The sequence below is a fragment of the Sinomonas susongensis genome, assembly GCF_005877005.1.
In the GTDB taxonomy this organism is placed as follows: Bacteria; Actinomycetota; Actinomycetes; order Actinomycetales; family Micrococcaceae; genus Sinomonas; species Sinomonas susongensis.
Window position 1 is genome coordinate 65,148 of sequence record NZ_SSNH01000003.1, and the last position, 25,470, is coordinate 90,617.

Sequence of the window (25,470 nt, forward strand, 5' to 3'; positions counted from 1 at the left end):
CACATCGTTGTGACAGGCACTGGATGGGCGTTCGATATTAGAACTGCGTGTTCCCATATCGCCTAGACGAAAGTAGGGTGCTCCCTTGAAGGTTCAAGTGTTTTCTGGGGGCCAGAACGTGACGCAAAACGAGTCGGCCTAGTTCTGGGTAAGCGCCGAGCTTGGTGCTGATCGGCAGTCCTGGCCAGGGCCCTACGCCTACGCATCGCGCTTTTCGGTCGCACGGCGAACGGCGAGAGCATTTGACGGATGTGGCGCGTGGACCGGCGCTCTTGTGACCATCGGTACTTGTTTCGTGCGGCGCAGAGGATGGCGCTATCCCGGTTGAGCTGGTGCCTGTGATGTCTAGGAACGGCCTGTCGGCAAGAGCCGATGTTCGATGGCCCAACTTGTCGTTCGCTAGCCATTTCGGACCCTCACTGAGTGTTTGACCTCCTCGATCCATGGTTGTTTGGGCCTGGGATGCCGGCTTGAACTGCGGCACTAGGAAAGCCGGATGAATGAACTAGGAGTGGGGGATCCGGAGATGGAGTTGTGGAACATTGGCCTCCTCGACCCCGGATCTCAAGCGGGGAGGCGGTTCCGCCGAATCGGTCGCGACCTTCACAAGCCAGGACAAGGATCGTTGACGAAAGAAGGTCTTCGAGTGCATGAACTAGAGCCGGTTCCATGGACGCCAACGGCGCGAAGAACCAACCGGACGGGGCCCGCGAATGACTCTGAGTGAGCAACAGATCGTTGCCGCGGGAATGGATCAGTGGATCACAGGAATCCCGGGCAGAATTCCAGACCATGTCATCTTTGTTGAGAATCCCAAACACTCACAGTACGCGCGGGAGATTGCCGGTGAGCGCTCCCTCGTCTTCGTGCTCGACGGCGTCGAAAGCGATGGCATCGTCGTCCCGGTAGCCGGATATCTCGAGCCAGCAGGCGAAGAGTTGTTGGTAGATGGCAGGCTCAGCCTCGAGATCCAAGACTATCTAGCTATTCCATTCCTCAATCTCGTCGGGCCCACCATTGTCAGGACTACCACGCCGGAAGACTGGAGCGCATTTTTCGACGACGCCGGGGAGGCCCGCACATCCGGGCACTTCGTGAGTCAACTCTCCGAAGCAAACGCCGTATTGGCCGAACGGGGATTCCTTGGCGGGAGCGTCGACGCAGACTCACCGCTCGCAAGGCTCCACATCGCTTCGGACGGAGCCGTGTTCAACGGCGTCAACGGTACGAGGCTCGGACGGGTGGGTGACTCTCTGATCAAACTTCGAGATAGGAACGCGGCCCTCCGGCCCGAATCGGTTCTCGCCTCTGCGGGTGATGTCGAGGTCCTTCGAGAATCGCTCCTTTCCCGGCCTTGGATTCCCCGCTATTTAGCTGCACTCCAGGCCTGGCAGTTCATTACACGCGAGGATCGCCCAAACGTCTCCCTCGTCGGTTTTGGATCTAGCGTCTACGGTGCGGCGCCCACAGTTACGCTTCCGTCGCCCTCCGCCCCCTTCATCATTCAGAGGGCCGGGGAGCACGTGCTGTTGGATACCAAGTCTGGGCGCAGATTCAAGATCGGCCCGGATGCCGCAGCGATCGTCGAGGCGCTCTCGAATATGCGGGACGTCCAGGCCGCTGCTTCAGCGGTGGCAAGATCTGTCGGTGTTTCTACTGGCGTTGCCGAGAAATCAGCGGAAGCAATTCGTGCGAGGTTCGATCAGTTGGGCATCGATCTATTCGGAACTCGCCGATGACGTCAGAACCTCCTGTCCCAGCAGCCATCCACCGCCACACACTCTGGGTTCCCCTGACATTACAGCCCGATTTCCACGCCCCAAGCCACATAGCCCTAAGCGCAAAGGGAGTGCACGTCTCTTTCGAGGACGGTCAGCGCCGTCTCTGCGCGAAGAGTGGTCTGTGGAATGCCAATCTCGGCTACGGCAATTCAAGCATAGCTGCTGCCATATCATCAGAATACGAGAACGCGTCCTACCTTCCACTGTTCAGGTCAGCCCATCGCAAGGCGATCGAGGCATCCGATGCGCTGCTTTCGCTCTCGACTCACCGTTTTGAGCGAGTGTTCTTCTCCACTTCGGGAGGGGCAGCAAATGACGCTGTCATGAAATTAGCCCGTCACTACTTCCTCCTGGCGGGACAATCCGAACGAAAGCTCATCGTCGGGCTGAGCGGCAGCTATCACGGCCTCACGTTCGGAAGCCATGCACTCAGCGGGGATGAGCTCGGGCAGTCACTCTACGGCGTCGACCGGCGAAATGTGCGGCATATACGTTTCGACGACGGCGGAGCCGAATTGGCTCTGCTCATGCGCAGGGAAGGGCATCGAGTGGCCGCGGTCGTCGTTGAACCTGTCCTCGGATCCGGTGCGGAGGTCGTGCCGGAGGACTTCATTGCCTTGCTTCTGCGCTACCGGGACGACTATGGGTTTCTCGTGGTGGCGGATGAGGTGGCCACCGGATTCGGACGCGTTGATTCATGGTTTGTGTCGGATGAATGGCCTTCGGCCCCAGACTTCATCGTGGCATCCAAAGGGCTGACTAACGGCACGTGCGCCTGCGCCGCGCTCCTGATTGGCCAACGGATCGTCAGTTGCTTCGACTCCAACACTTCCATCTTTGTCCACGGCGAGACGCAAGCTGGAACGCCGGCTACCTGCGCCGCAATCCTCGCCACTATCGCCGAAATGAAGCGGCTGGACCATCGCCGCCTGACAGCGCAAGTCTCGTCCGGTCTTGAAGATCTCATGGCCCGCCTCGAAGGAGTTGCCGGGATAGCCGGTGCAAGCGGTCGGGGTGGCATGCGTGGCATCAAGCTCGAAACCGTCGGCGGCGTGCCGCTGTCGCCTCACGCTGTTCTCGCGGTGGTCCGGCACATTCATCGTGCGGGAGCGATCGTGCACCCGGGTCCTGCCCGAATCCAACTCCTGCCGGCCTTGGTCTACACAGAAGAGAATTTCCACGAACTTCACGCCGCTATCATGGCCGGCCTTGATGAGGCCCAGCGGGCGGGGGTCTTCACGTGATCGCGGATCGTACCTGGAGGACGCGCTGCGTCATTCTTGACGAGGGAATGGCGGCTCACTATCTCGGCAGGCTGATCGATGGTCAAACCGGGCTCGTGGTGGACCGCGCGCTCGCAACGCATCGCGACCGGTTGCTGGATGGCGACCTTAAGGGAGCGGCTGTCCTGGATCTCGACGCCGGACCTGTGTCATTCGCGACGCTCCGCACGGTCAGCAGCTTCATCCGAACGCATAGCCTCACCACTGTTGTCGGATTGGGCGGGGGCTCTGTCATGGACGCTGTGACGCTGGCGGTACTGTTCACGGCCAACCCGGGACTGGCGGATTTCACTGCTCGCCAAGCCACGCGGTCGGGCCTGATTGTCCTGCCTTCCGTGGCCGAGCCGGAAGGGAGAGCGCGGACGGTTCTTATGCCGTCAACGGTGGGGACCGGCGCCGAAGTCAGTGCCGTCGCGTGCCTAGATGCCGACGTCGGCCGCCGCCTCGTCGTCTCGCGTCACCTTTCAGGCGATGTGGCACTGCTCGACCCCGTTCATCTTGCGACCCTCCCGAAATCCTTGGTGCTTGAAGGAATTCTTGAATCCTTTCTCAGGGTGGCCGGGACCATGATCGGCAGTGTTCCGAGCATCTTTGACGAGGACGGTTACGCCCTTCTGGTGCGGATTGTCGGACTGGGAAATCGGCTCGCTTGCGAAGACTCCCTTGAGCTTCGGTTGGCTGCAGCCCGGTTCAGCATGGAAACCCACTCGGGATGGTCCTTGACATGCCGCAACCCGTACGCCGCAAAGCACTGGTATATCGCGAATGAATTGGCCTATATGACAGGGGTACGAAAAATGACCGCGACGGCCACCGTCATCGAATCGATTTGGGACGATATCGAAAACGGCTCACCGACGTGGGGAAAACCCGATCGGTTGCCGGCAGTCTGGGCTGCAGTGGCTGCGGCCCATCCTTCACTTGGGCACAGCGCCGCGGCAGGCATTGGAGAGTTGCTGCGGAGATGGGGGGTATACGGACTGGACGACATCAGCGAACAAGTCGTGTCAGACACGACCAATTCCGCGCTCAGGAACTGGGGCGGAGCCCTGCCAATGCTGCGAGGTGTAGGAGCCGAGCAGGTTCACGACATTCTCTTCAATGCAGCCAGACTTGCCGAGTCAACCGGCGAACCACAAGCGGCAAGGGAAAGGGGGTGTGCACATGAACAGCAGCGCCGCACTGAAGCCGCTGAATCTTGAGATTCAGGAGCTGGAAACCATCGACGTTCCCGATGATTGGAGCGAACGGATCCATGGGATCACCGTAGGCCTTGCTCTGGTGGGAATTGCCGTAGGGATAACCTGACTGGCCACGAAGAGGCACCCATTTCACTATGAAGGGAGGTAAACGAAATGCAGCAGGATCTCGCCATTTCCGTCGAAGAGATCGAGTCGATGGATACACCGGACTTCAATAACTGGTTCATGGGTGTGACCCAAGGCGTGGCAATTGGCATTGTTGCCGTCAGCATATCTGTCGGCATTACCTAGTCGCTGCCATCAGGCCGGACATCCGCACTCGCACAACCCGTGAAAGGAGGGGCGATGAGTGCAACTTCTCATCTCGAGCTCATGATTGAGGAACTGGAGAACCTCGACACTCCTGACGACACCCCGTGGTACATCCGCGTTGGCGACGTCATCATCATCGCCGGAATCGTCGTCGGCCTCGCTGCGACCTAATCCGCGGACCCTGGTGGCGGAGCGGAGGTGCTTCGTCTCCGCCACCAGCGCGTTCGCCCGCACCAAGGTCCAATCCTCGAGAGTAGGAGCCGATGACAGCACCTGAAACGACGGCGGTGAACATCCTGCGTGCAATTCACCACCTTGATCCGCCAGAGGATCTCTATGGCGTCGCTGGATCCCGTCTTTATGACAGGATCACGGCCGACGACCTGTCGGAGCTTCCCGAGATTCTCGGCGCCGCACGCGCGACCACAGGACCGATCCTCGAACTGGCCTCAGGATCCGGACGGATAACCCGGGCATTGCCCGCCCTGGGGCGAGCCTTGACTGCCGTTGACTCTTCCCCGGAAATGCTCGCGATGCTGAAGGAAAGGTCGGGTGCTAGATCTTTCAATCCTCGAGGCACCCATCTGGAGATCGTGTGTGCGGACATGTCCAAGCTTGACTTCCTTGGCACGTTCGGCTGCATCGTGTTAGGTGCCAGTTCGGTGACGCTCTTGGATGGCGAGCGTCGCAAGGGGCTGTTTCGCCGCGTGCGCGACTGCCTGGCACCTGACGGCCGCTTCGTGTTGACCGTCCTCGACCCGCTCCCTGGCGTCGGAACGACACGGCATGAGGCGGCATTCTCGGTATTCGATGGAAGTTCAATTCTCTTCACAGTAGAGCGCCGGGAGCCGGCGCGGGGCACCAGGAAGGTGACCATCATCCGGGTTGATTTTGAGGAGGCCGGCGCCTACCGGTCGGCCGCCTACACCAGCGACATAGCGTATGTGGGCAACGACGTCGTCAGGGCCGAGCTCGCCGCCGAGGGCTTGCACATCCTCGAAAGGCGGCCCGTCCGCATCTCTTCGCCCAGCCCGGCGCTTGGCGGGGTCGAGCTGTGGGTGTGCGGTACGTGATGGTCGACCCGGTCCGCACCTTGGATCCCTCGCTAGGGCTCGTGTCTCGTGCGGCCGTCTACCTCCCGAACGAGGTGGGCCTTTGGCGCACCGTGGCCTATCTGGCTAATGGCCTGCAGGGCGGCATTGGGCTTTCGGGCACCGTCGGTGCTTTCGATGTCAGTAGGCGGCTGTCGATGACCAGGGGTGCTGGCGAAGCCGTCGAGCGCTTCGCGCTTGCGCCTGTCCCTGCCGACTCTGACTACCTCGTGGCCGACAATGTCTGCCCTGAGCGGCGCATCGACTTTGCGGCTGCCGGACTTGGGGACGCGTCGGCCAAGACCTTCGAGTTCCCGTGGTACCGGGCTACGGACCTGCTGACGGGGGCAGAATCGCATGTTCCGGCTCCGGCCGTGGACTACAGTCCGGGGAAATCCAATGAAGGAGCCCCTGTTGGAAGGTTCTTCGATCCTTCGCCCAACGGCGCCGCCGCTGGGCCGTCGGAACATTTCGCGAAGGTCGCGGGAGTCGCTGAAATCCTCGAGCGTGACGCCTTCTTGTGGGCTTGGGAATTGAGGCCATCGCTTGAGAAATTCAGGGTGGACGATATCGCCGATGGCTGTTCCTCGGATCCGGAAACTCGCAGTTTCGTGCGGCTCTTGGAAGCCGCGCGGGTGGCCGGCGTCGCGCCCACCCTCGCTTTCGTCCCGGACGACGGGGGCCCACTGGAGACTGCTGTGTGCGTGATCCTAGGCGGCGAGAGGGGTCGGCTGTTCGGTTCGGTGGGAATCAAGGCTTCCGCGCATCCTATTTCCGCCTTGAGGGGTGCACTCCAAGAGGGACTTCAGATCCGTGAGCTCTTCCGTGCCAGGGCACAGCGCGCAGACGTTCCAAGATCCACGATGAGCGGGTTCGTGGTCACCAACGACGAATCAAGGGCGGACTTCTGGACTATGGGTCCGGCGATAGCCGAGCTCCGTGCTTGGGTCCAGTCATTTCGGGCTTTGCCGATGCCTCGGGACCGCCCCGCCCCCGACCTCGACGCCCTCGTCAAATATCTGGCCGAGAAGGGAATCAGTGCGCACTGGGTCAGCCTCACCCACCGGCTTCCCTCGGCGATTCAAGAGCTCGGGTGGGAAGCTGGCAAGGCAATCTGCCCGGGCGCGTTCCCTCTGACGATGAATGAGTCCAAGGGTCTTTCAGCGGTGCTCACGAAGCCGGACGGCCGGTCGGACCACAAACTCACTACTTCGATGCCACACCCGCTCATATGAACATTCACGAGGGGAACGGAACATGCTGAAAGAAAGGCTTGAGGCTCAGGCGCCGGTCGGCTGGCCAGTGCAGTTGGCGCCCCATGCCTCCGTGGATGAGCCACGGAATATGGGAGAGCCCTGGATCCTTGCAGTGGCAGGAGTGCCCAAGGCCCGCGTATCAGGCGACGTCGCCAAGGTCCTGGCAATCCTCGATGGCAGGCGGGACGCCGCCGAGGTCGCCCAGTATCTCGGGAGTCCTTGGACGTCCGACGACGTTGTTCAGATAGTGCGCCAATTGGTTCACACAGGCGCCTTCGACCTCAATGCCAGGCCGAAGACAATCTCGCGAATCCAATTCCGTGCGCCCCTGACCGTGCAGGTGACTCTGTTCAACCCCACACCGTTCCTCCATTTCCTCCGCCCTGGAGTAGCTGCCATGGCCCGTCCCCTGACGTTGACCTTCGCATTGGTTTTCGCTGGCGGAATCATTGGGGCGTTCGCGGCCGGACCAGACCTTTGCCGCGTACTGGCAACGCCGCTTCCCTTGGAGTCCTACTTGTGGGTCGCGGCCGCGATGTTCCTCTCTACCTTGCTGCACGAGTTCGGTCACGGAATGGCGCTCGTATACTTTGGTGGGACGCCGAGACGGATCGGGATCATGCTGTTCTACTTGACGCCGGCGTTCTTCTGTGACGTGACTGATGGCTGGCGCTTGGGTTCGTCCCGACAACGGGTGGCGGTTGCTCTTGCCGGTCCACTTGTCCACCTCGGATTGGGTAGCGTGGCGCTCGTTGCCCAAGGCATTCTTCCGCCGACGCCGTACCGGGACGCTGCCATCCTCTTCGGGGTCATCTGCTACGCGGTTGCCATCCTGAATCTCGTTCCGTTCATCAAGCTCGACGGCTATGTGGCGTTGATGAGCGCTGTCAATGTTCCGCATTTGCGTCGGAAATCGCTAACGGCATTGGACGACGTGGTCAGTTCGAGGATTCTGGGCTCAAGGGTCGAGTCCCGGAGCCGAGGTCTCCTTGCATCTTTCGGACTTGCCAGCTTCGTCTCGGGAGTTGCCTTCATGATCATCGGCTTTCAGAGAACTGCGGTTTTGCTGCAGCAACTTGGCTACGTAGGGCGCGGCATCGTTCTGATTGTCCTCTGTCTTCTGATCCTCCTAGCCCTCAAGGGCATCTATCGGTTCTTCAAGTCTGCTTCCATGAGAGGAAGCCCACTGTGGCGACGGCTGACCGTCCTCGTGCTGGGGACGGCGGCAGCGGCCGGACTCCTCGCCGTCATTCCGGTGAAGCCTGTTGTGGTAGCGGGCTATAGCTACACCGACGGCGAGTTGCGAATCGTGGTCCCAGTCGACTCGTCTGCCGGGTCAATTGATCCCGGGGATCGAGTTGCCTTGCAGTCTCAAGGAATGGTCATTCATGCCGATTTGGCGCGAGCAACCATCGGAACAGAACCGCCGTCGGACTCCTCAGCACCTCTGGATGCACTTATTCCCGTCACGCTCGCGGACACGACGATTCCCGTGCGCGCCTATCCCGCACGGGTGGAGGCGCCGGGATCCCTTCCTACCCGCGGAAGGGCCGAGGTGACGAGCCAGAAGGAGGTCTTCTTGGGCGAGTGGCTGTGCGATTCGGTCTCGAGTTCTCTGCCGTGGGCCGTGGGCCGTGGGCAAGGCTGACGCTCACCCTCCCTTCCGTCGGCGACCGTCCTGTCCATCTCCAAAATACCGGAGGAAAAAAATCATTATGAATCGCAATTCGACAATCTGGCTTCTGATCGGACTTATCCTGGGCTTCTACTCCCTCTACGTCTTTTCCTCTGCTCATGAGGACTCGCCATGGTCAGTCGTTTCTGGAATTGTCCTCGTGCTGGGTTCACTTGTGTCGTTCGCGATGTCCCTGCGTGCCAAGAGCTGATCACGGGGGCGCTATCTGCGCTCCCCGACGCGATGCGGAGGGCTCACCTCGCCTGCTGCAAGGCGTTTAGCCGAGCCTAGGACGGGAGCGATCTAAGTGGCGGTAGGGGGAAAACCAGTGGCTGCTCGCAACGAGTCGCCCATTCACCCCGCCGACCACCTTGTTAAGAGCTGAGTCTAGAGGCGTCAGGTATTGACCTAACGAGAGGCGGCCCCGAAAACGATGGGGCGCTCAGCGGTGGCTCGCTCCCTGAGGCCCAGCGTGAGTCAGCGAAATGGTTCAGAACATAGACTCCGGCCCCCGCATTCAGGGCTGCGAAGAGCAGGACGGCGCCAAGCGCGGCCCCATGAAATTGGCGCGGGCGGCAAAGCCCGGCCGCCAGCGTGAAGCCAGCAGGGACTATCCAAACGAAGATGTGGAGTTGATCGCGGGTGATTCCAGCTAACAGATCCAAAGGAATTCCCGCCCTAACGGTTGGAGTGAATGAGGTTCGGGTATCGAGGACATTGTCAGAGAGCGACTATGAACTGCTAGGAAATGCTCTGTCAAACGGTCTTCGGGTCGCCGTTCTGTAGCTCGACGGCGTCATCGATATCGCTCGCTGCACGCAGTGCGGGAGCACGCGCTTGCCTTCGGCGCGGAAGGCGGCGACGGCGTCGGCCGCGTCCTGGAGGACGAACTCGAGGTGCGCGTTGTCCTCCGGCACGGAGGAGTCGATGAGCCAGAAGCGCGCATGGTCCTCCGCTGGGACGTTGGCGTCGGCGATGCCCATGCGGCGGAGGCTGACGACGGCGTCGTAGTCGTCGCGGGAGACGGCCGCGGCGGCGCCGAGGAGCACACCGGGATCGGCGGGGTGGGTCACGACCTCGATTGCCGACGGCGAGACGTAGGGGGAGTGGTCGAACCGGTCGATGTTGGGCCAAGATCCGACTCTGGGGCCCTTTCCAGCACCGAGTTCCATCCCGAGCCGCTGAAGGTCCACCGCGTTGCGTCCCGGCCAACCGTGGAGGCGGCGGCGCCACTCGAACGGCACCGCGGAGATGCCATAGGCGGCCCCGAGGAGGCCGCCGGCGATGGCTGCGACAGTGTCGGTGTCGTTGCCCCCGCGCACTGCATCCTCGAGGGCGGCCCGGAGGTGCGCCGGGCCCTCGCGGCCCGCAGCGGTGGAGGCGATCGCGCTCCACGCTCCCTGGAACGCCTCGACGACCCAGCCGTTGTTCGAGAAGTCCCGCGGCCGCGACGCCTCGGCCACGGCGATGCGCTGTGCCCATAGCCGGGCCCGATCGGCATCCAGAAACGCCAGCCCCACGCGAACGTCCAGCCGACCCGTCAGGACCGCGTGACGGATGGCGAGGCACCACAGGACGCCGGCGTCAACGGCGTCGGGGTCGGCGTGGGTGAGGGCCGAGGCCTGCGCTGCGGCGCGGGCGAGATCGGCCTCGGGTCGGGCGAGGAACGCCAGATCGACGGGCGCGGTGCGCATGAGCGAGCCGTTCCCGCCCGCGCGGCCGGTCCGCTCGAGGTGAGCCGCAGAAGCGACGACGAATTGCGCGGCCGTCGGCTCGGCGTCGTCCGTTCCCTCGGCGAGGCGACGCGCCGCGGAGATCACGGAGCGTGTCTGCGAACCGACGTCCTTCGCCTCCCGGGCCCAGGCAGTCCAAGCGCGGGCGGCCGCCGTCCAGTCGACGGGCTCGCCGGCCTCGACGGTGCGGGCCTGGGCGAGGAGGCATTCGGCGAGGGGGAATGGCCATGGAGGTGTCGTCGGTCCATTCGGCGGGGCGAAGCCGAAGGGGCCGCCGCCGATCATGTCGACGGGCGTGCCGTAGGGCAGGGGAGCGCCGAACTCGTAACCGGAGCCGAGGGCGTCGCCAGCAGCCATGGCGACGAGGGTACCGGCGGCGCGATCGTTCTGGAGAGGGGAAAGCTCCATGTGGACTCCTTTGGTGGGTGCTGGACGTGTGGGCGGAGCGGGGTCAGACGGTGGCGAGCGGGTGAGCGGCGTCCCAGACGCTCAGGTGGGCGAACTGGGCCCGGCGCCCGGGCGCTGGACGGCGAGGCCGCTGAATCTCGACATCGTGTCGCAGAACCTAACTGGCGGCTCTTCTTGGGATGGTTCGGAGGTGAATGATTTGGATGAAATCGAAAAGGCCCTCACCTCGAGGGCATGGGAGAAGCTTCAGAGCGCTTACGCAGACTTCCAGGCCGTTTCCGCTCCGGCCTATGACGAGGTGCTCCGCGAGACTTCCGAGCGAATTCGAGTTACGGGCAGCATCGGCAAGGCTGATATTGGGGCTTTGCTGTTCTGGAAGCGTCTTCGAGCCGACACGCCCTGGGTCAGAGCCCTGCTGGTCATCGGGGAGGCGGAGGTACGAGCCGCTACACGTCCGGCGGTCGATGCTGTGAATGACGAGATGCTGACTGTAATTGAAGCAGCGGCTGCTGGTCGGCGTGCCCTCGCCGCGTTGCCCGGACTTGGCGTCGGAGACGCGCTCGCGTCAGCCTTACTTCTCGCGGCTGCACCGACCCGCATGGCTGTATACGACCGGCGGGCACAAATTGGTCTTGAGTCATTAGGACTCTCGCTCTCCCGCGCGCCCGGAAGGTATGCCAGATACATGAAGTTGGTGGAGGACCTGCGCGGCCTGGCGGAGCTGCACGGGTTTTCGTGGTCGGCCAGGGACGTGGACCTCGCGCTCTATTCGCTCGGCGGCCTAACCAGTAAGGACTAGACACCTACGTTGGGCATCTTCACTGCTTACATAAGGCCCGATTAGTGGTTGTCTGGAGCGGGTGGGCACATGGAGAGGCAGCCGTTCGATGAGGATAGGGCGGCCGGTCCCGAGGCGATCCGTTTCGTTCAAATCGATAGGCGCCGTTCTTGCGTAATTTAGCGATTGCTTCGCCTGCCAGAAGACAAAGGAGGATCAGTGGATTGGAACGGCGTAACTGCCATTGCCGCGGTGGTTTCGTTTTGCCTTTCCGTTTTCGTGGCTGTTTCGCAGCATAGGTTCCAGGCCAAGGCCGGTAAGATCGCTAGCGTCACTGCCTACTTTCATCGAACTAAAGATTGGGCTCACGTGACCCGGGAAGATGGCACCGTCTCGAAAGTGGGGTATCATCTTGTTCTTTGGAATCAGGGACCAGCTGCGGCGGAAGAGTTGGAGCTCTCCGTCTATGATCGCCACGGGGTTCAGCTGACACTCTTTGACAGCGCCCCCGACGAGTTTCCCTTGGCTCGACTTGATTCAGCGGGGCGCTACCCTATTCCATGGCTCGTAGAACCAAGCGGGCATGGAGTCCGCCGTGTAGTTGCCAGACTTCGGTGGCGAGACGGTTTAGGAGATCAGGAGCGTGAAGTCCCGTTGCGAAGGGGTGAGACAAGTTTGTAGGCCACGTCGTCGCACGGCCAGAATTTCCACTCATCAGCGATTGCGAGGGAACAGCACCGTCTGGTGATCGATCTGAAACAAACCCCTCAGCGGTATGTCGGTCGCGTGCCACACTTCGAGGGAGCTCGGACGCCGATGAGTTACGCGGCTAGAGGCGAGAACCGGCCCCGAAAGAACACATCTAGATTCACCGGATTGCCTTCTCTTCTTTCGATGGTGAAGCCGGTTGCGAGAGTGCCCGGTGCTCTCACCCGGCCCCAGTAGTGTGCGACGGAGGTATTCCACTCGCACGGCCATGAATGACGAGCGTGAGGGCTTGAATCGTGACCTTAGGCGCCGTCAACAGGACCTCGAAGCCGCCAGATCCTGTCGCGACCCCGGCCTCTGGCAGGCCGGTTCAGACCACGCTCGCAAGGAGGCGTCCGATTGCTGCTCCGAGTGGAATGGGCACTGCATTCCCGATCTGACGCGCGATGTCCGTGCGCGAGCCGACGAATCGGTGGTCGGGACCGAAACCTTGGAGCAACGCTGCCTCGTAATGAGTGATTGCACGGTGTTCGACAGGGTGCAGGTAACGACCTTTCTCGGGCTTGAAGAACTCCGTACGGATCGTGACCGACGGCCGGTCCCAGTGCAGGCGGCCCATCACGTCGCCCGAACCGGTCTTGTGTTTCGTCCAGCACGGCGGCATGAGTTCGGGATACGCTTCGAGGTCGCGACGGTTGCCACCGGGCGGGATTACCCTGAAGCGGCGCATCGATAGCTGAGTGTAGTTCCGGCTCCAGTGCATGTCTCGAACACGAAAGGAGCCAGCGTACTGGCGCCCGTTGAATTCGGTACGCCTCGCGTCGAAGATGTCGTCACGGTCGGGCGCACTGGGCACACGTCTGAGCGCTTGAGCGACAGTGGCGTGCGGTTTGAGTCCCGTATCTTCGGGTGCGGACGAGTGGGTCGGCTGAGGCATCCCGGGGAAGCCGAGGTCGCGGTGATATCCGATGATGACTGTGCGCTTGCGGGCCTGTGGCGCACCGAAGTCAGCGGCATTCAGAACCGCGGCCTCGAAGGAGTATTCAGGGATAGTACCGCCCTTTTCGGTCGCGGCGCGAAACAGCACGTACTGCGGTGACTTCTTGAATTCGGCGACGTTCTCCACGACGAAGTACTTCGGTCTTGCGCGGCGAATCGTCCGCGCGTATTCGCGCCACAGGAAGTTCCGCTCGTCTTGGATGTCCTGTTTGCCCAGACTCGAGAACCCTTGGCACGGCGGCCCTCCGATGAGCACGTCGACCTGCGGAACCATCTGCTCCTCGAGCCAGGTCCTGATGTCACCGGCGTAGACGAGGCCTTTGCCATACGTCGCCTCGTAGGAGGCGGCCGCAGCTGGGTCCCACTCAACCGCTCCGACCGTCTTGAACCGATTCGAGGCCGCGTGCAGGCCCGCAGTGAGGCCGCCGGCTCCGGCGAAGAGGTCGAGAACGGCAATCTGGCTGGTCACCCCGAGAGTGTATCTTCCCGAGAATGCGCCGCCGGGCTGGCACGCCGCACGATCGCTCACTCGGCACCGCCTCTCTGTCTGACTTCGGGGAGCACCGACTCGAGGAGACCAGGTACGTTGCTTCCACCGAGAACCAGTTGTCGATCGAGTAGCCGATTTCCGGTCTCACACGATGTCTCGCTCACCAGCGCACATCCGTGGCAGGCAGAAAGGTTCAGCTGGGACGATCCTTGGCGGTCGCTTTCGATGCAGACGGGATCGTTCGAGCAGATGTCGGCGTCGTCAAGCGCAGTTACGAGGAGCGGTATCAGGTGCTTCGGCTCGCCGAGACGGACGAGGCCGCCGAGCGTCCCTTGGGCGTCACCGGCGGCGGTGTAGACGAGAATGCCTGCCGTCTTGTCGGCTCGGTCCGAGTTCGCGTAGATGCGCTCCTGGAGGGAAGCGGACGAATAGCCGCTCGCGAACGCCAGCCGTCGGATGAGCAAGTGCGCCATCGTGTGGAGTGCAATGAACCGCGGCTCAGGGAAATCGAGCCGATGCGCCCACGCTGATTGGGAGCGCCGTTGAACAAGAATGTTCGCCCGCGCACGAACGGGCGGCAAGCTTTCCCAGCGAGAGAGGGCCTCCTCGTCAAAACGCAGGAAGACGCCCTCGCCGAACATCTCGATGGCTGGATAGACGGGGCGGTGTTTAGGATCACGGTCCAGATCGGCGGGGATGAATGCCGCCGTTGCGCTGTGTCGTTGGAAGCCTTTGAGGGCACGGACTTCCCTGACCCGGCGCACCTGCCCGATCCCTGACAGCACGCCCCGGAGACTCGTCAGCCCACCGTCGACTCCAGCACCCGTCCACCCGTCGACGACAAACTCGCCGTTCGTCCGGTCACGGCCAGCGGCAAGCTTTGCGACGAAGGCGGCCCATTCACCATCTTTGAGACCAAGCGTTGGCGAGTCGGAATCCTCACCCTCCGAGCTCGCCACGCCCAGCACGACTTCAGCTGTCACTCCCAGCTCTTCGGCTATCCAGTCGGCGATCTGCTCGGACTTCGGCCCCCCGTTGTCGGCAACCAATCGAGCGAAGTAGTCGTGTTCGCGGATTCGCTGGGCCAGCCGAAGCGATTCTGGCTGCTCTTCAGGGATGTCCAAGGCCGAGATGCGTGTCGCTATGTAGTTGCCGGTGGCGCCTCGCTGGACCGCCACGAGGTGGGAGTCGCACGGTGCAATCACCGAATCCTCGCTTTCCCACGGCTGGCGGCCGTTGCACCGGATCCCGTCTCGCAGCAGCGCATCCTTTGTCACGAGCTCGACCAGCGGCCGGGACCGTTTGCACTTTCCGCATACGACCCGAAGCGACGCCAGGCCTTCGCCGTGTTTCTTGGATCGCTCAAACCTGAGCTCTTTGTAGGCCCTGCAGAAGCGGACCTCCTCGGTGACTCCCTCGTCGTGGCCCCGATGCGCCCACTTGAACCACGGGATGTCCTGCACATGGCTGCCTTCTTCGCACACAGCCACGTATCGCATGGGGACGAGAGCGCCCCCGCACTCGCAAGCATTACGCCATTTGCCCTTCTCGGAGCGGGATATTTGCGACAGCTTGGCGCATCGTTCGCAGAACCGCCAAGCGGGGAACCGCCAATAGGGGAGGCTTGCTGTTGCCTCGGAGGCTCGGCCTGCGTGAGCTGGCGGCTGCCGCAGCAGGCCTCCGCCTAGGCTCGTAAGCAATCGCTCGCAATGGATCTCGGGGGCAGTGCGCCGGTCCCACCAGGAGGTGTCGGGCGCTATCAGGGACTCGCCTCTGACATCGACTATCGCACCGACGCCGAATGGTGAGATCGTCTCCGAGAGCCGAAGGTCATGCCGGATCTTCTGCACGGTCCACCTCCTGCAGTGGCTCCTGAACTTCCACTGCTACGTTGGGTTCGACGGACCGCATCGAGTCCGCCACGGTCCAGCCCTCGCCGGTTTGCCCGAAACGCTTCAGCAGGGCGTTCTCGGATGGGGGGCGCCGCTCGTAACGCAGATCTTCCCCGTCTTCGCGCGCTCTCTTGGCCATGCGATCCCAGGCGCGCAGAAGCGTCCACACCTGATCCCGGACCTCGTCGGCCTCGCGCTTGTCGGCCTGTGCCACCAGCGCAAGGAAGGAGCCGATGAGCGGGTCGAGCACCGTGCGGAGCCCTCCGTTGTCCAGGTCGAAGCTGCCAGCTGATGCATCCGCGCCGAGCGAAGGAAGCGAGTGGCGGACGAGAGCGACTAGTGCGCCAGCGAGGGAGCGGTCCCGGGAGGACAGGGACCAAGGCGTAACGCTCGTCGGTTCTACGCTGCGGTACAGCGCGTCGTGATAGCTGCGGAATGTCTCGAAGTGTGATCGGTCGCGGGCGCGGTTGGAACGGAACAGGGTGACGATGACTCCCTTGACCTTACCGCGGCCGACCCGGCTGGTGGCCTGGATGTATTCGGCTGTCGTCTTCGGCTGGCCGACCATGAGCATCAGGGCGAGACGCTGCACGTCGATTCCGACTGAGAGCATGTTCGAGGACAGCACGGCGTCGATGGCCAGGTCCGATTGGTCGGCGCTGGCGCGAAGGGCTCGCAGATCCTTGGGAAGTTCTTCGGGGCCGCGGCGGCTCGTCAGCTCGAGTATCGCTTCGGCTCGCAGCGGCCGTTGAACTAGGCCGAGACGATCGGCGCGTGCCTCCAATCTCGCGTCGATGTCGTCGAGCAGCAGCGCTCCGCTGCGCCCAAGCTCGCGAAGGCTGTTGTGGTACATAACGAGGGTCCAATAAGGGTCCAGACGGTGATCGACCCCGGGGCATGCCGCTACAGTGTGGGGAATCTCGAGCAGCGGCGCCGTCGCCGCGACGAGTGCTGATGCCTGCGACACGCTCTGCGGCATGAGACCGATGTAGAGACGTCCTTCTCCACTTTCGACTGGACGCGAGAAGAAGGTCGTGTCTCCGTCCAGCCCGGCTGGCGGGTACAGGGCCACCTTTCGTCCGTACAGGCCCCGAACCTGGTCCTCGGAGGCTCGGATCGTCGCAGTGGACGCGACGATCTTTGGCTGCGTCCCGGACCGTCTCAGCAGCAGTTGGATGACCGCATCGAAGACTGCGACTGTGGTGCCGAGCGGGCCCGAGAGCAGGTGCAGCTCGTCCTGGATGATCAGCGACGGCTGCTTGAAGATCGTGTCGATGCCGAGGAGCCTCCCAGCCCGCTGGTTGAACTGGAGACGGGCGAATTTGTCGACCGTTGCGAGCAGGATCGTCGGCGGTGCATCGTAAAGGACCTCGTCCACCACCGACATCGGGAGCTCGCGTCGGGAGAACTCGCAACGGTTGTTGGTGCACGTGAAGATGACGTCGTTCCCGACGAGTTGAGCGCCGTAGGCGCTGCGCGTGTCCCGGTGCCGGGGAACCAGCTCTGTTAGGCACCATGGGCACTCGGTCACCTGAAACTCGTTGGCGTCCTGGGGGCTGCGGGCCTTGTACAGCCGTTCCAGCGCGTGTTTCGCATCAGCGCGGGTGCCCGGGGTGGCCTCGTTGCCGACCCAGAGTCCGATCGTGAATGGGGCCATGCCCTTCACTCGAGGATCTTCTGCGCGCAGCAGCTCCATGGCGCACACGAGGGATGCGGCGCGCTGGAACTGCTGAGAAGTGAGGAGGCGGAGCGTGTACCTGGTGATCACGGCGGTCCCGCCTCCGGCGGTTCCGTGGGCAAGTCGTCTGCGGAAGATCTCGATCGCGGCAAGGCCCAGGTACGCCTCCGTCTTGCCCCCTCCGGTCGGGAACCAGATGAGATCGACGAGCTCCCGCGCCGGATCCAATTCACTCACGGTGGAGGACAGTGCGGTGAGGACGAATCCGAGCTGAAACGGCCGCCAGGCGGGCTCCGCATCGGCCTCTTGCCGGCCCAACGCGGCCTGACGCATCTGAAGGCGCATCGCGGTCATTCCGAGCGCGAATGCCCTCTTGAGCTGACCGTGCTCATCCGATGAAAGGAGGTGGACGCCGGCTCGCATGCGTTCGGCGGCCTCCAGCGATCGGGAGGCGATGTTCTGGGCGTCTTCGCCGAGGGATTTTGCCGTGCTCTCTTGAAGCTTCGCCCAGGCCTCGTAGCCGTCGACGAAGGACTCGAGTGCGGGCACGACGTCGCCCGCGGCGTCTTCAATGGAGGCGAGAAACGCAAGGTCGAGCGCTCGTGAGGCAGCCGATCCCTCGGCCAGGCCGGTCGTCTCGATCGCTGGCACCACGAATGCCGGCACCGGATCGAGGTAGACCCGTCTGCACTCGCCTCCGCCGCTGCTGTCCCAGCCAGCGGCCATCCCGTGCCCGACGGCGTAGACCTTGCGGTCTCGATAACGGAGCCGAAGCTCCCGCGATTCCGGGTCGACATCGATCGAGCGCGTCATGTCGTATTCGAGGAAACGTGCCCCTTCTGCCGGTCGCACCGAGAGTCCGACCTGGAAGATCATCCGGGCTATGTCGTCCCGATCGTCTCCGGTCGACTCGCTCCGGACGCGGACGTGCACTGTGACCAGGAAGGACGAGCGGTAGGGTCTCCACCGCGATCCGATCTCGACCGGTACCTCACCGAGCTTCAGCTGTCGGTGCGGCGAGTCGTGGCTCAGCTCGATGTCCCTCATGGAATGGCCTGCGCGGCTCCAGCGCGGCGGCCCGTCGTCGACGACCGGCGTGTAGGTGCCAGCGTTGAACTCGCACACGACTGACGGAGAGTCGGTCACGAAGGAGATCGCGGCCGAGGACGGCCTCCAGTCTTCGGCAAGGGGCGGCGCAGCGTCTTCCTCCTCGAGCTCGCCCACCTCGACGTCGGCCGCGATGAAGTCGGGCGACTCCGGGTCCTCGGCTGGGGAGTCGGCGTGCGTTGCCGCGGCATCGTTCTGGGGGAACAGCATGCCCACGGCGTATTGGAGCGAGGGGCGGTTGATGAGCGTCTCGTTCTCGCCCTGTTCGGGTCCGATGTAGGCGGCTCGGAGGTGCTCGAGAGCAGCCTGCTGGGATGGTGTGAGCGTCATCGTCATCTTCCCGTCTTCCGAGCCAGAGTCAGGAGTTGCTTCTTGTCGGCGTTGTCTGCGACGATGTGGAGCGAGACCCGGGCCCTTGTCACGGCGACATAGAAGGCCGCGAGGGAGCGGTCGTCGAATTCCGGCGGAAGACCGCAGACGATCACGTGGTCAGCCTCGAGACCCTTAGCATTTCTCGGGCTCAGGACCCGGACTCCGTCGTGGATTTCATCGACACTCTGCTCTGAGGCCACGGGGACGATCCAGATGTCCTGGGTACGCACGCCCTCGGAGACGAACCGCTTGGCGACGCTGAGCGCCTCGGAAACACCTGCTTCCTTGTCGCTCCACTGCCATTGGACGCGTTCTCCGTTCACGATACCGGGGTCGCCGACGTCTGCCCCCAGATATTCCTGCACCATGTGCACGATCGCCTTCGTGTTGCGCACGTTGAGGCTGAGGTCGTAGGTGAATGCTTCGGCTTCGACGAGTTCAAAGACCTCCTCGTCGAATCGGCCGTCGACATGGGCCTGGTTGTTCGGATCGACGAACATCCGCCAGCGACCTGCGTTCATGCCGCCGACAACGAGTCCATCGAGGATGTCCATCGCCTCGGCGGACATGAGGTCCTGTGCCTCGTCGACGAGCAGGACATCGTATGGCTGGTCCACTTGCAGGTCCTCGAATGCGATTACGTCGATGCTGCGGCCAGCGACCCTGGGCCGAAAGAACTCGCGCAGACGGGGTGATCGGAAGGTGATAAGCACCGTTCGTCCTGCGCCAGCTTCCTGCTTGGCTGCCTCGGCCAGCACGAGCGACTTTCCGGTGCCGGCGCCTCCGCGGACCATGATGCGCGGATTGCGGGCCAGGCCGGCGAGTACGCGGGCCTGGCCGTCGGTGGCGCGGTTCTGTTCGTCGAGGATGGCGCCGCGTTGTGCATCGATGATCGGCATCCGCGAGAATTCTCCGAAGAGCCGGGAGCGTAGTTCGCGAGCGGTGGCGAATCGCTCGGTCTTCGATGGCTTCTGGGCGCCCTGGGCCACGGTGCTGATAGAGGCGGCGAGGCCTGCAGATGTCATTGATGCGGCAGCAAGCCAGTGGCTGGACTTCCACTCGGGCGACGAAGGCGGAGCGTCGATACTAGGCGTGATCACAATGGCCTCGCTTGCAAACCAGCCGACGCCCTCCTCTCTGAGGATGGTCCGAAGTGCGAACATGGCTGACCTTGCCTGTTCCATCGGTGAAGATGGCAGCTTGTGCGTGTCCCGGTTCCGGTCGACCGTGTACCAGACGCCCTCATGCTTCATCACTCCGCCACCCTTCACCTCAACGACGATGACCACGCCTTTCCACAGGATGACGAAGTCCGCCTCCGCCATCTGCTTGTACGCATGGGAACGGACCTTCACCGAGTGGAAGGCAACGGCATCTGCGTCTGGGATCGTCGCGAGGAGCCGTGCAACGGCACGCTCGGCATCACTCTGGGCCGACTTCTCGATGTCGGGGAGGTCTGGGCACAGAATCACGACCGCTGCTCCTGCCACAGCTCCTCATACTCTCGGAAGCCGAGCAGGTTGTTGATGTCCGAGCTGCCGAAGTTGTCGGCCATGTCAACGATCAGGCACTCCTCCTTGCCGCCGTTCGCTGGCCCCCGCAGACCACGCCCGGCCATCTGGATGTAGGCGTTCGGGCTGAAGGTCGGGCGCGCGATGTAAAGAGCCCGTACCCCGGGGGCGTCGAAGCCTTGGATCAGCAGATCGCAGTTGGCCAAGACCTTGGTCCGCCCGGACTTGAAGGAATCGATGACGTCCCGTCGCTCCTGGCGTCCAGTCTGTCCGCTGACGGAACTGGCCTCGATGCCCCGGTAGCGCAGGGTCGCTGCGAGGACCTGGGCCGAGAGGACGTTCGGCGTAAACACCAGAACCGGCCAGTCAGGATCAAGCCTGAGGATGCTGTCCACCAGGATTCGCGTGCGGGCGTGGTTCGTTGCGACGCGGTCGAGCACGGCCGCGTCGATCCTGCGCTGTTTCTCGGCCTGCGCCCGCTCTGACGGAGTCATGCTGACCTCGACTCCTTGGAGCACCTCATGCTTTACGCGTGCCAGCACTCCCCGGGAAACCAGTTCCGCATACGGGTTCTCCTCGAACGCAGAGAGCTTGCGACGCCCGAAGCGGGCCGCCAGGGCGTCTGTTGCCTGCACCGATTTCCCCTTGAAGGGTGTCGCGGAGAGTCCGACCAAGGGCCGCTGCCAGTTGCGGCCGTCGACGCCGAGCCACGAGAGGAGCCGGGTGTAACGGGTTGAAGTGCCCGCCACGTGGCCCTCGTCGACGAAAACCGCGCTGGCTGCGCTCAGCCACTCGTACTCGGCGTTGGCGAGGATTGCCTCCAGCTTGGCGTCCGTGGCCACGATGACGCTGAAGTCTGTGTCGGGCTGATGCACTTCATTGTTCTCCCAGAGACGCCCGACGGTCAGTGGTCGCTCGTCGCCGAGTCCGCGCCAGACTTCGCTGAAGGTCTGCACTGCCTGCTCGCACAGCTCCTGTGACTGGGCGATCCACAGCACGGCGCCGCGAAGCAGTCCGTCGATGAACAGCTGGAGCACTGTCTGGGTGGCCACCCGAGTCTTGCCTGCGCCTGTGGGCAGCTCCACCATCGCCTTCGCGCGTCGTCCGTCGGCGCCCATTTCGACCAGCACCTCGCGCATTTGGCGGCTAATGTCGGCTTGGTAGTCGTGCAAGGGGCTGAGGATGGTGGCGCCGGGAACGATGAACTCCGGATCCTGATGCTGGGCGCGCTGTCCTGCGTATTCCGCGCCGAACCCCATCCGGCGCAGCCAGGAGATGGTCGCAGCCCCACCGGCCCATTGGCCCGGCACATCGCTGAACCCCAGCCGCCTGAACGATTCCGATAGCAGCTTGAGGGAGTCCTTGCCGTAGACGGTGAGAAACAGCTCGGCGACAGACGTAGAGGCCGTGACCGGCCCCTGTGCCTGAAGGCCCTGCCAGAGTCCCTTTGGGAGGGCATCACGCAGGTCGTCATCGCCAAAGTAGACGCTGAGACGATCAGCGTCAGACTGTGCTGCGATGGCTTCCTGGCGCAGTTGTTCGAGCTGGTAGCTGAGACCTGTCTGCAGGACTCGTTCGATATCGGACTTGGAAAAGCCCATATCGAACGCTTCGCTGACGATGGCAAGGGTTCGATGCAGGTCGACAGAGTTGCTGACGATCAGTGCTGCCCCGTCTCGTTGCCACTCGCGGGACTGATCTTCTACGCCGTCTTTGGTGGTAACCCGTTTGGTGATTGAGGCGGCACGAGCGATTGTCGCTGCCGTCAGGGCGGGCGCTTGGGCGACCGAGCGCAGCCCCGTGAACACGTCAAGGACTCGCTCCGATTCCTGCTGGCCGTCGATGAGGATTGAGAAGGCGAAGCTATCCTCGAACCGCAGGCACCCGACGCGCTCTACCAGTTCCTTCGCCTCGTCCTCGGTTGCCCGGAGATATGCACGCTGATGCTGGGCGAGATAGTCCCGCTGCTCGTCTGTAACGGCGACGTAGACATTCTTCGTCGACTGTGCCTCAAGGACTCGGCCCACACGCGCAGGAACTTTCGGCGGCTGGCCTTGCGGATAGGCAAGCGGGGTCGCTGCAAGGATGAAGTCCACCAGGAACGCGTCGCTGATGTTCGGCGGCAGGATCTCGACGGAGAATGCGTCGCGCAGCACCTCGCGCGGAATCCGATCGAGCGAATCCGGCATGTCGAGGGTATCGACGATGCTCCTCGGGCCGGTGAATAGCGGAAGAAAGTCGCGGTACTGCACCAGCGATGGGGCGACGACCTGGTCAAGCTGTCGATAGCCTTGACTGGTACTGAGTAGTCCGGCCTGTTCCACTGCCCAACGGACGGGTGACTTGACGCGGTAAGTGACGCCCGTCGAGGAGTCTTCGCAGTCCCAAGGTGCGTCGCCGAACTCCAGGAGCCCCCGCGTCCAGGCCTCCCGCGTCGCTTCCGAGGCCTTGGCGTCTCGAAGCATGAGCAGAATCGAGAAGGGACCCGGAGATGAGCTCTTGCTCGGATACAGGGAAACGGCTTCGACGGGCCTATCGCCGGGCGTCAGGTGCGAGTTGACTTCAGCTAGCACCCAATCGCGGTACTCGTCGGCGGCAAGCTCATCCTCGAATGAGAAATCCGGCCTCGGCGCCTCGATCACCCCGAGCAAATGCGCCACCGCCGGCATACAGCGGTGACGATCGAGCAGGACGCCGCCGTCCGCGTCTGGGAGTGACTCGTCAAGATCGACCACCTGCTGCGGCCACGCCCAGCCACCATCACGCGTAGGAACGAGGACAGCGGAATGGGGGTGGGCCCGGATCACCTCGGCAGCCTCGCGCTGGCTCACGTCGAGCACGGCATCCCAGAAACGGCTCTGGAGCTCCAAATCGGTGGCGGTCAGCTGCGCGATCCGCGCATGAAGGATCGCCACCGGACCGAGGTCACGGAAGCCAGCTTCCCGTAGCAGTTTCTCAGTGTCCGGACTCGCAAGGAATTCCGGATTAACGAAGACAGCCCCCTCGACCTCGAGATCGTCCGCCTGCTCAAGGAAGACGAAGTTCGCGTCGTGCAGGGACTTGAGTCCGTCACTGGTCGGGATGACCCTTGCCTGCTGCATCTCGGATTTGTTGCGGTGGTTCATCACGAACTTGAGTGCATCTGCCGATGACGTGACGTCCTCGCCATCGGCCCACTCACGCAGCCACGAAAGGATTCCGCGCTTCGGGATGGCCTCGAGAGCCCGCTTCATGTCGCGGCTATCTTCCTCGAGGATCTCCCTGTTCGCACTTACTGCGAAGAGCTGGCGGAGACGCAGGAAACGCTGGGAAGAGCTGTAGCACCGCCAGTGGGGGACATTTCTCTCGGTGTTGGGGGACTTGATCCAGGCGTGGTGAACGCTTTCCTCGACTTGGTACTCGGCCTGCGCCGCGAAGTCTAGGGGCAGCAGCTCCGCCGCTGCGCTGAGCTCACCTTCACCGTTGGGGATCAGCGGCGTGTTCACGGCCAGCCTCGGAACAAGGGCACACAGAACCGTGTCGCCAAACGAGCGCACCTCTTGACCACGCGCAGGGAGGTAATCGAGGTGAGCAGCAGGATCTCCAGGGCTGCTGACACCCGGGAGCAGGTCGACGAACACCTCGGCCAGCGTTGCGAGGATCTCCCGGTTGTAGTCATTGCGCAGCAGGGTCGTACGGTCGTCGTTGACGCTCCAGGGCGCATTGAACAGCCCTGAGGCCGAAGTCTCGTCCTGAAGGGGGAAGTACGACCAGAACTTTCCGACACGCTGTCTGGCGTAGCGTGCCGGAATGGCGACTGTAACTTTTACCTGGTCACGGGAGACGGCTTCGCCTACCTCACGCCGTGCAGCCGAGGACGGAGTGTGCATTCGCTCCCCAACGATCCACTCATCCCCGGTCCCATCTGGACGCTCGATCCGAAACAGCCCATTTCCGAGATTGCGCGAGACATGGTGCGTGTCCAGCTCGCCGTCGCCCAGAACTCGGAGATGAACCTCCCTGACCGCGCCGACAAACAGAAGGAACTCAGATGAGAATGCCTCCATCTCTCTGCGCAACCGGTCAACGCTTGAGAGCTCCGGGAGCCTGACAATTGTCGTGGCCCATCCCGCAAGCTCGCGAAGAATCGAATCCTCGTCGAGTAGCTTCTCAGGATCGAGCAGTGTCGCCGTACGCAGGATGGGGAGCCGGCGTCCAGCCACTCCAACGCTGCGGATAGCCTCCTTTGCCCTGTCCGAATTGAACTCGAAAGAGACCGACCGACTCAGAACCTGCGGGCAGTCGGTGACAGCGAGGACCGACTTGAAGCCGAGTCCGAACCGGCCGATCTCGTCCCCGCGCTTCCCACTGAGATAGGCATGCGCGATGGAGGTCAGACCTTTCTTCGAGAACGGACGGCCCGAGTTCGCGCAGTACAAGGTACGGGATTGCGGGTCCAGCACGATCTCGACTCGACCGACGTCGGAGCCTGCCCAAGACGATGCACCCGCCATCGCATCAGCCGCATTCTGCACCAGCTCCAGCAGCGTGCGGTTCGCGTAACCGCCGACGCGAATAGACTCCTCGAGATTCGCATGCTCCCCAATAAGATTCGGGTTCGCTTCATACGACGCGATAGCGCGGTCGAACTGCTCTTCCACCTCCCGGACAAGAGCAGGGTCAGCCCCCCACGCCTGTGTCAACTCCGACATGAATTGTCCCCCCACGCTGTCTCAAGATACATCTATGACGGAGACTATCGACCCTCTTGGTCATCTGGACAGATGCCTCAGGGGCGTGTTTCCCTCCTTGGCGGCGTGTTGGAGCGCGCAAATTAATGCAAGAGCGGAGTACTCGCCATCGGGAGTACGACTGGATGCACGGTTCCCTCACGGAGGTTTACGCGGATCCCGATGTTGAACCTTGCAGGCCTCGGTTACCCCATGCCCTACGCCTCGACACGGATGGACGATGCAGTCCGATGCACACGAGGAGGAGACCGATGCCGACCAGCAAGGACGTGGCCCGTTCGGAGGGAGTCTCGTAGAGCACCGGCTCGTACGTGATGAGCGGCTGGCTCTCCGGGTCCGAGAAGACCCACAAGCGCGGCGAGCCGTCATCCCTTCGAGGTTGCCAGCCAGGACTCGTCGTCATGGCCTTCAACAATCTGGGCATCCTCCCTCCGCGAATCAATGCGTGTCGCTCAAGAAGTTCG

16 protein-coding genes are annotated in these 25,470 nt (G+C 62.8%); 10 read left to right on the forward strand and 6 right to left on the reverse strand.

Going from position 1 to position 25,470, the window contains the following annotated elements; translation table 11 throughout:
- Positions 1 to 749: 749 nt before the first annotated feature.
- The 9 genes from mpaB to mpaP all read left to right on the forward strand — a co-directional run bounded on the left by mpaB (position 750) and on the right by mpaP (position 8,573).
- Positions 750 to 1,739 carry a daptide biosynthesis RiPP recognition protein gene (mpaB, locus tag E6A21_RS05570; protein ID WP_246036217.1) on the forward strand — a complete coding sequence of 330 codons (990 nt, stop codon included), beginning with the start codon at positions 750 to 752 and terminating at the stop codon, positions 1,737 to 1,739.
- Positions 1,736 to 3,025: a daptide-type RiPP biosynthesis aminotransferase gene (gene mpaD, locus E6A21_RS05575; protein WP_138443165.1), complete on the forward strand. Its 1,290-nt coding sequence runs from the start codon at positions 1,736 to 1,738 to the stop codon at positions 3,023 to 3,025. Before mpaB ends, mpaD begins: the two co-directional genes overlap by 4 nt.
- Positions 3,022 to 4,266, forward strand: a complete 1,245-nt coding sequence (gene mpaC, locus E6A21_RS05580) for a daptide-type RiPP biosynthesis dehydogenase (protein WP_246036219.1) — start codon at positions 3,022 to 3,024, stop codon at positions 4,264 to 4,266. Before mpaD ends, mpaC begins: the two co-directional genes overlap by 4 nt.
- A complete protein-coding gene (locus E6A21_RS17765; protein WP_171041278.1) occupies positions 4,229 to 4,372 on the forward strand; it encodes a daptide-type RiPP in 144 nt (47 codons plus the stop codon). The genes mpaC and E6A21_RS17765 overlap by 38 nt, the downstream gene beginning before the upstream one ends.
- A gap of 47 nt (positions 4,373 to 4,419) precedes the next feature.
- The gene (locus E6A21_RS17770; protein WP_171041279.1) at positions 4,420 to 4,557 is read left to right on the forward strand and encodes a daptide-type RiPP; all 138 of its coding nucleotides are present in this window, start codon (positions 4,420 to 4,422) and stop codon (positions 4,555 to 4,557) included.
- A 54-nt stretch (positions 4,558 to 4,611) separates the two neighbouring features.
- Positions 4,612 to 4,749 carry a daptide-type RiPP gene (locus E6A21_RS17775; protein ID WP_171041280.1) on the forward strand — a complete coding sequence of 46 codons (138 nt, stop codon included), beginning with the start codon at positions 4,612 to 4,614 and terminating at the stop codon, positions 4,747 to 4,749.
- A gap of 92 nt (positions 4,750 to 4,841) precedes the next feature.
- The gene (gene mpaM / locus E6A21_RS05585; protein WP_138443166.1) at positions 4,842 to 5,651 is read left to right on the forward strand and encodes a daptide-type RiPP biosynthesis methyltransferase; all 810 of its coding nucleotides are present in this window, start codon (positions 4,842 to 4,844) and stop codon (positions 5,649 to 5,651) included.
- Complete coding sequence (locus E6A21_RS05590) at positions 5,651 to 6,904, forward strand: YcaO-like family protein (protein WP_246036240.1); 1,254 nt, start codon at positions 5,651 to 5,653, stop codon at positions 6,902 to 6,904. The genes mpaM and E6A21_RS05590 overlap by 1 nt, the downstream gene beginning before the upstream one ends.
- 22 nt (positions 6,905 to 6,926) lie before the next feature.
- Positions 6,927 to 8,573, forward strand: coding sequence for a daptide biosynthesis intramembrane metalloprotease (gene mpaP, locus E6A21_RS05595; protein WP_138443168.1), 1,647 nt, complete (start codon positions 6,927 to 6,929; stop codon positions 8,571 to 8,573).
- Between the two features lie 758 nt (positions 8,574 to 9,331).
- On the opposite strand, the gene E6A21_RS05600 is transcribed toward mpaP, so the two are convergent.
- On the reverse strand, positions 9,332 to 10,741 hold the full coding sequence (locus E6A21_RS05600; RefSeq protein WP_138443169.1) for an ADP-ribosylglycohydrolase family protein: 1,410 nt from the start codon (positions 10,739 to 10,741) through the stop codon (positions 9,332 to 9,334).
- Between the two features lie 145 nt (positions 10,742 to 10,886).
- On the opposite strand from E6A21_RS05600, the gene E6A21_RS05605 reads away from it, so the two are divergent.
- Complete coding sequence (locus E6A21_RS05605) at positions 10,887 to 11,540, forward strand: hypothetical protein (protein WP_246036221.1); 654 nt, start codon at positions 10,887 to 10,889, stop codon at positions 11,538 to 11,540.
- Positions 11,541 to 12,597: 1,057 nt separating this feature from the next.
- Here the strand turns inward: E6A21_RS05605 and E6A21_RS05610 are convergent.
- From E6A21_RS05610 to E6A21_RS05630, 5 genes are read right to left on the reverse strand one after another with little or no spacing between them, the layout of a single operon-like run.
- Positions 12,598 to 13,695 (reverse strand): DNA cytosine methyltransferase, encoded by a 1,098-nt coding sequence (locus E6A21_RS05610; RefSeq protein WP_138443330.1) that lies wholly within the window; start codon positions 13,693 to 13,695, stop codon positions 12,598 to 12,600.
- Between the two features lie 56 nt (positions 13,696 to 13,751).
- Entirely contained in the window at positions 13,752 to 15,566 is a 1,815-nt protein-coding gene (gene drmB / locus E6A21_RS05615; RefSeq protein WP_138443170.1) for a DUF1998 domain-containing protein, read from the reverse strand.
- The gene (locus tag E6A21_RS05620) at positions 15,547 to 18,729 is read right to left on the reverse strand and encodes a helicase-related protein (protein WP_212745874.1); all 3,183 of its coding nucleotides are present in this window, start codon (positions 18,727 to 18,729) and stop codon (positions 15,547 to 15,549) included. Before E6A21_RS05620 ends, drmB begins: the two co-directional genes overlap by 20 nt.
- The gene (locus E6A21_RS05625; RefSeq protein ID WP_212745875.1) at positions 18,726 to 20,255 is read right to left on the reverse strand and encodes a nuclease-related domain-containing DEAD/DEAH box helicase; all 1,530 of its coding nucleotides are present in this window, start codon (positions 20,253 to 20,255) and stop codon (positions 18,726 to 18,728) included. The genes E6A21_RS05620 and E6A21_RS05625 overlap by 4 nt, the downstream gene beginning before the upstream one ends.
- Positions 20,234 to 24,916 (reverse strand): DEAD/DEAH box helicase, encoded by a 4,683-nt coding sequence (locus E6A21_RS05630; protein ID WP_212745876.1) that lies wholly within the window; start codon positions 24,914 to 24,916, stop codon positions 20,234 to 20,236. Before E6A21_RS05630 ends, E6A21_RS05625 begins: the two co-directional genes overlap by 22 nt.
- Between the last annotated feature and the right edge of the window lie 554 nt (positions 24,917 to 25,470).

Bases quoted from the DNA above. Each gene is read 5' to 3' on its own strand.
- mpaB (WP_246036217.1), top strand. From the start codon at position 750: ATGGATCAGTGGATCACAGGAATCCCGGGCAGAATTCCAGACCATGTC.
- mpaD (WP_138443165.1), top strand. From the start codon at position 1,736: ATGACGTCAGAACCTCCTGTCCCAGCAGCCATCCACCGCCACACACTC.
- E6A21_RS17765 (WP_171041278.1), top strand. From the start codon at position 4,229: ATGAACAGCAGCGCCGCACTGAAGCCGCTGAATCTTGAGATTCAGGAG.
- E6A21_RS17770 (WP_171041279.1), top strand. From the start codon at position 4,420: ATGCAGCAGGATCTCGCCATTTCCGTCGAAGAGATCGAGTCGATGGAT.
- E6A21_RS17775 (WP_171041280.1), top strand. From the start codon at position 4,612: ATGAGTGCAACTTCTCATCTCGAGCTCATGATTGAGGAACTGGAGAAC.
- mpaM (WP_138443166.1), top strand. From the start codon at position 4,842: ATGACAGCACCTGAAACGACGGCGGTGAACATCCTGCGTGCAATTCAC.
- E6A21_RS05590 (WP_246036240.1), top strand. From the start codon at position 5,651: ATGGTCGACCCGGTCCGCACCTTGGATCCCTCGCTAGGGCTCGTGTCT.
- mpaP (WP_138443168.1), top strand. From the start codon at position 6,927: ATGCTGAAAGAAAGGCTTGAGGCTCAGGCGCCGGTCGGCTGGCCAGTG.
- E6A21_RS05600 (WP_138443169.1), bottom strand. From the start codon at position 10,741: ATGGAGCTTTCCCCTCTCCAGAACGATCGCGCCGCCGGTACCCTCGTC.
- E6A21_RS05620 (WP_212745874.1), bottom strand. From the start codon at position 18,729: ATGACGATGACGCTCACACCATCCCAGCAGGCTGCTCTCGAGCACCTC.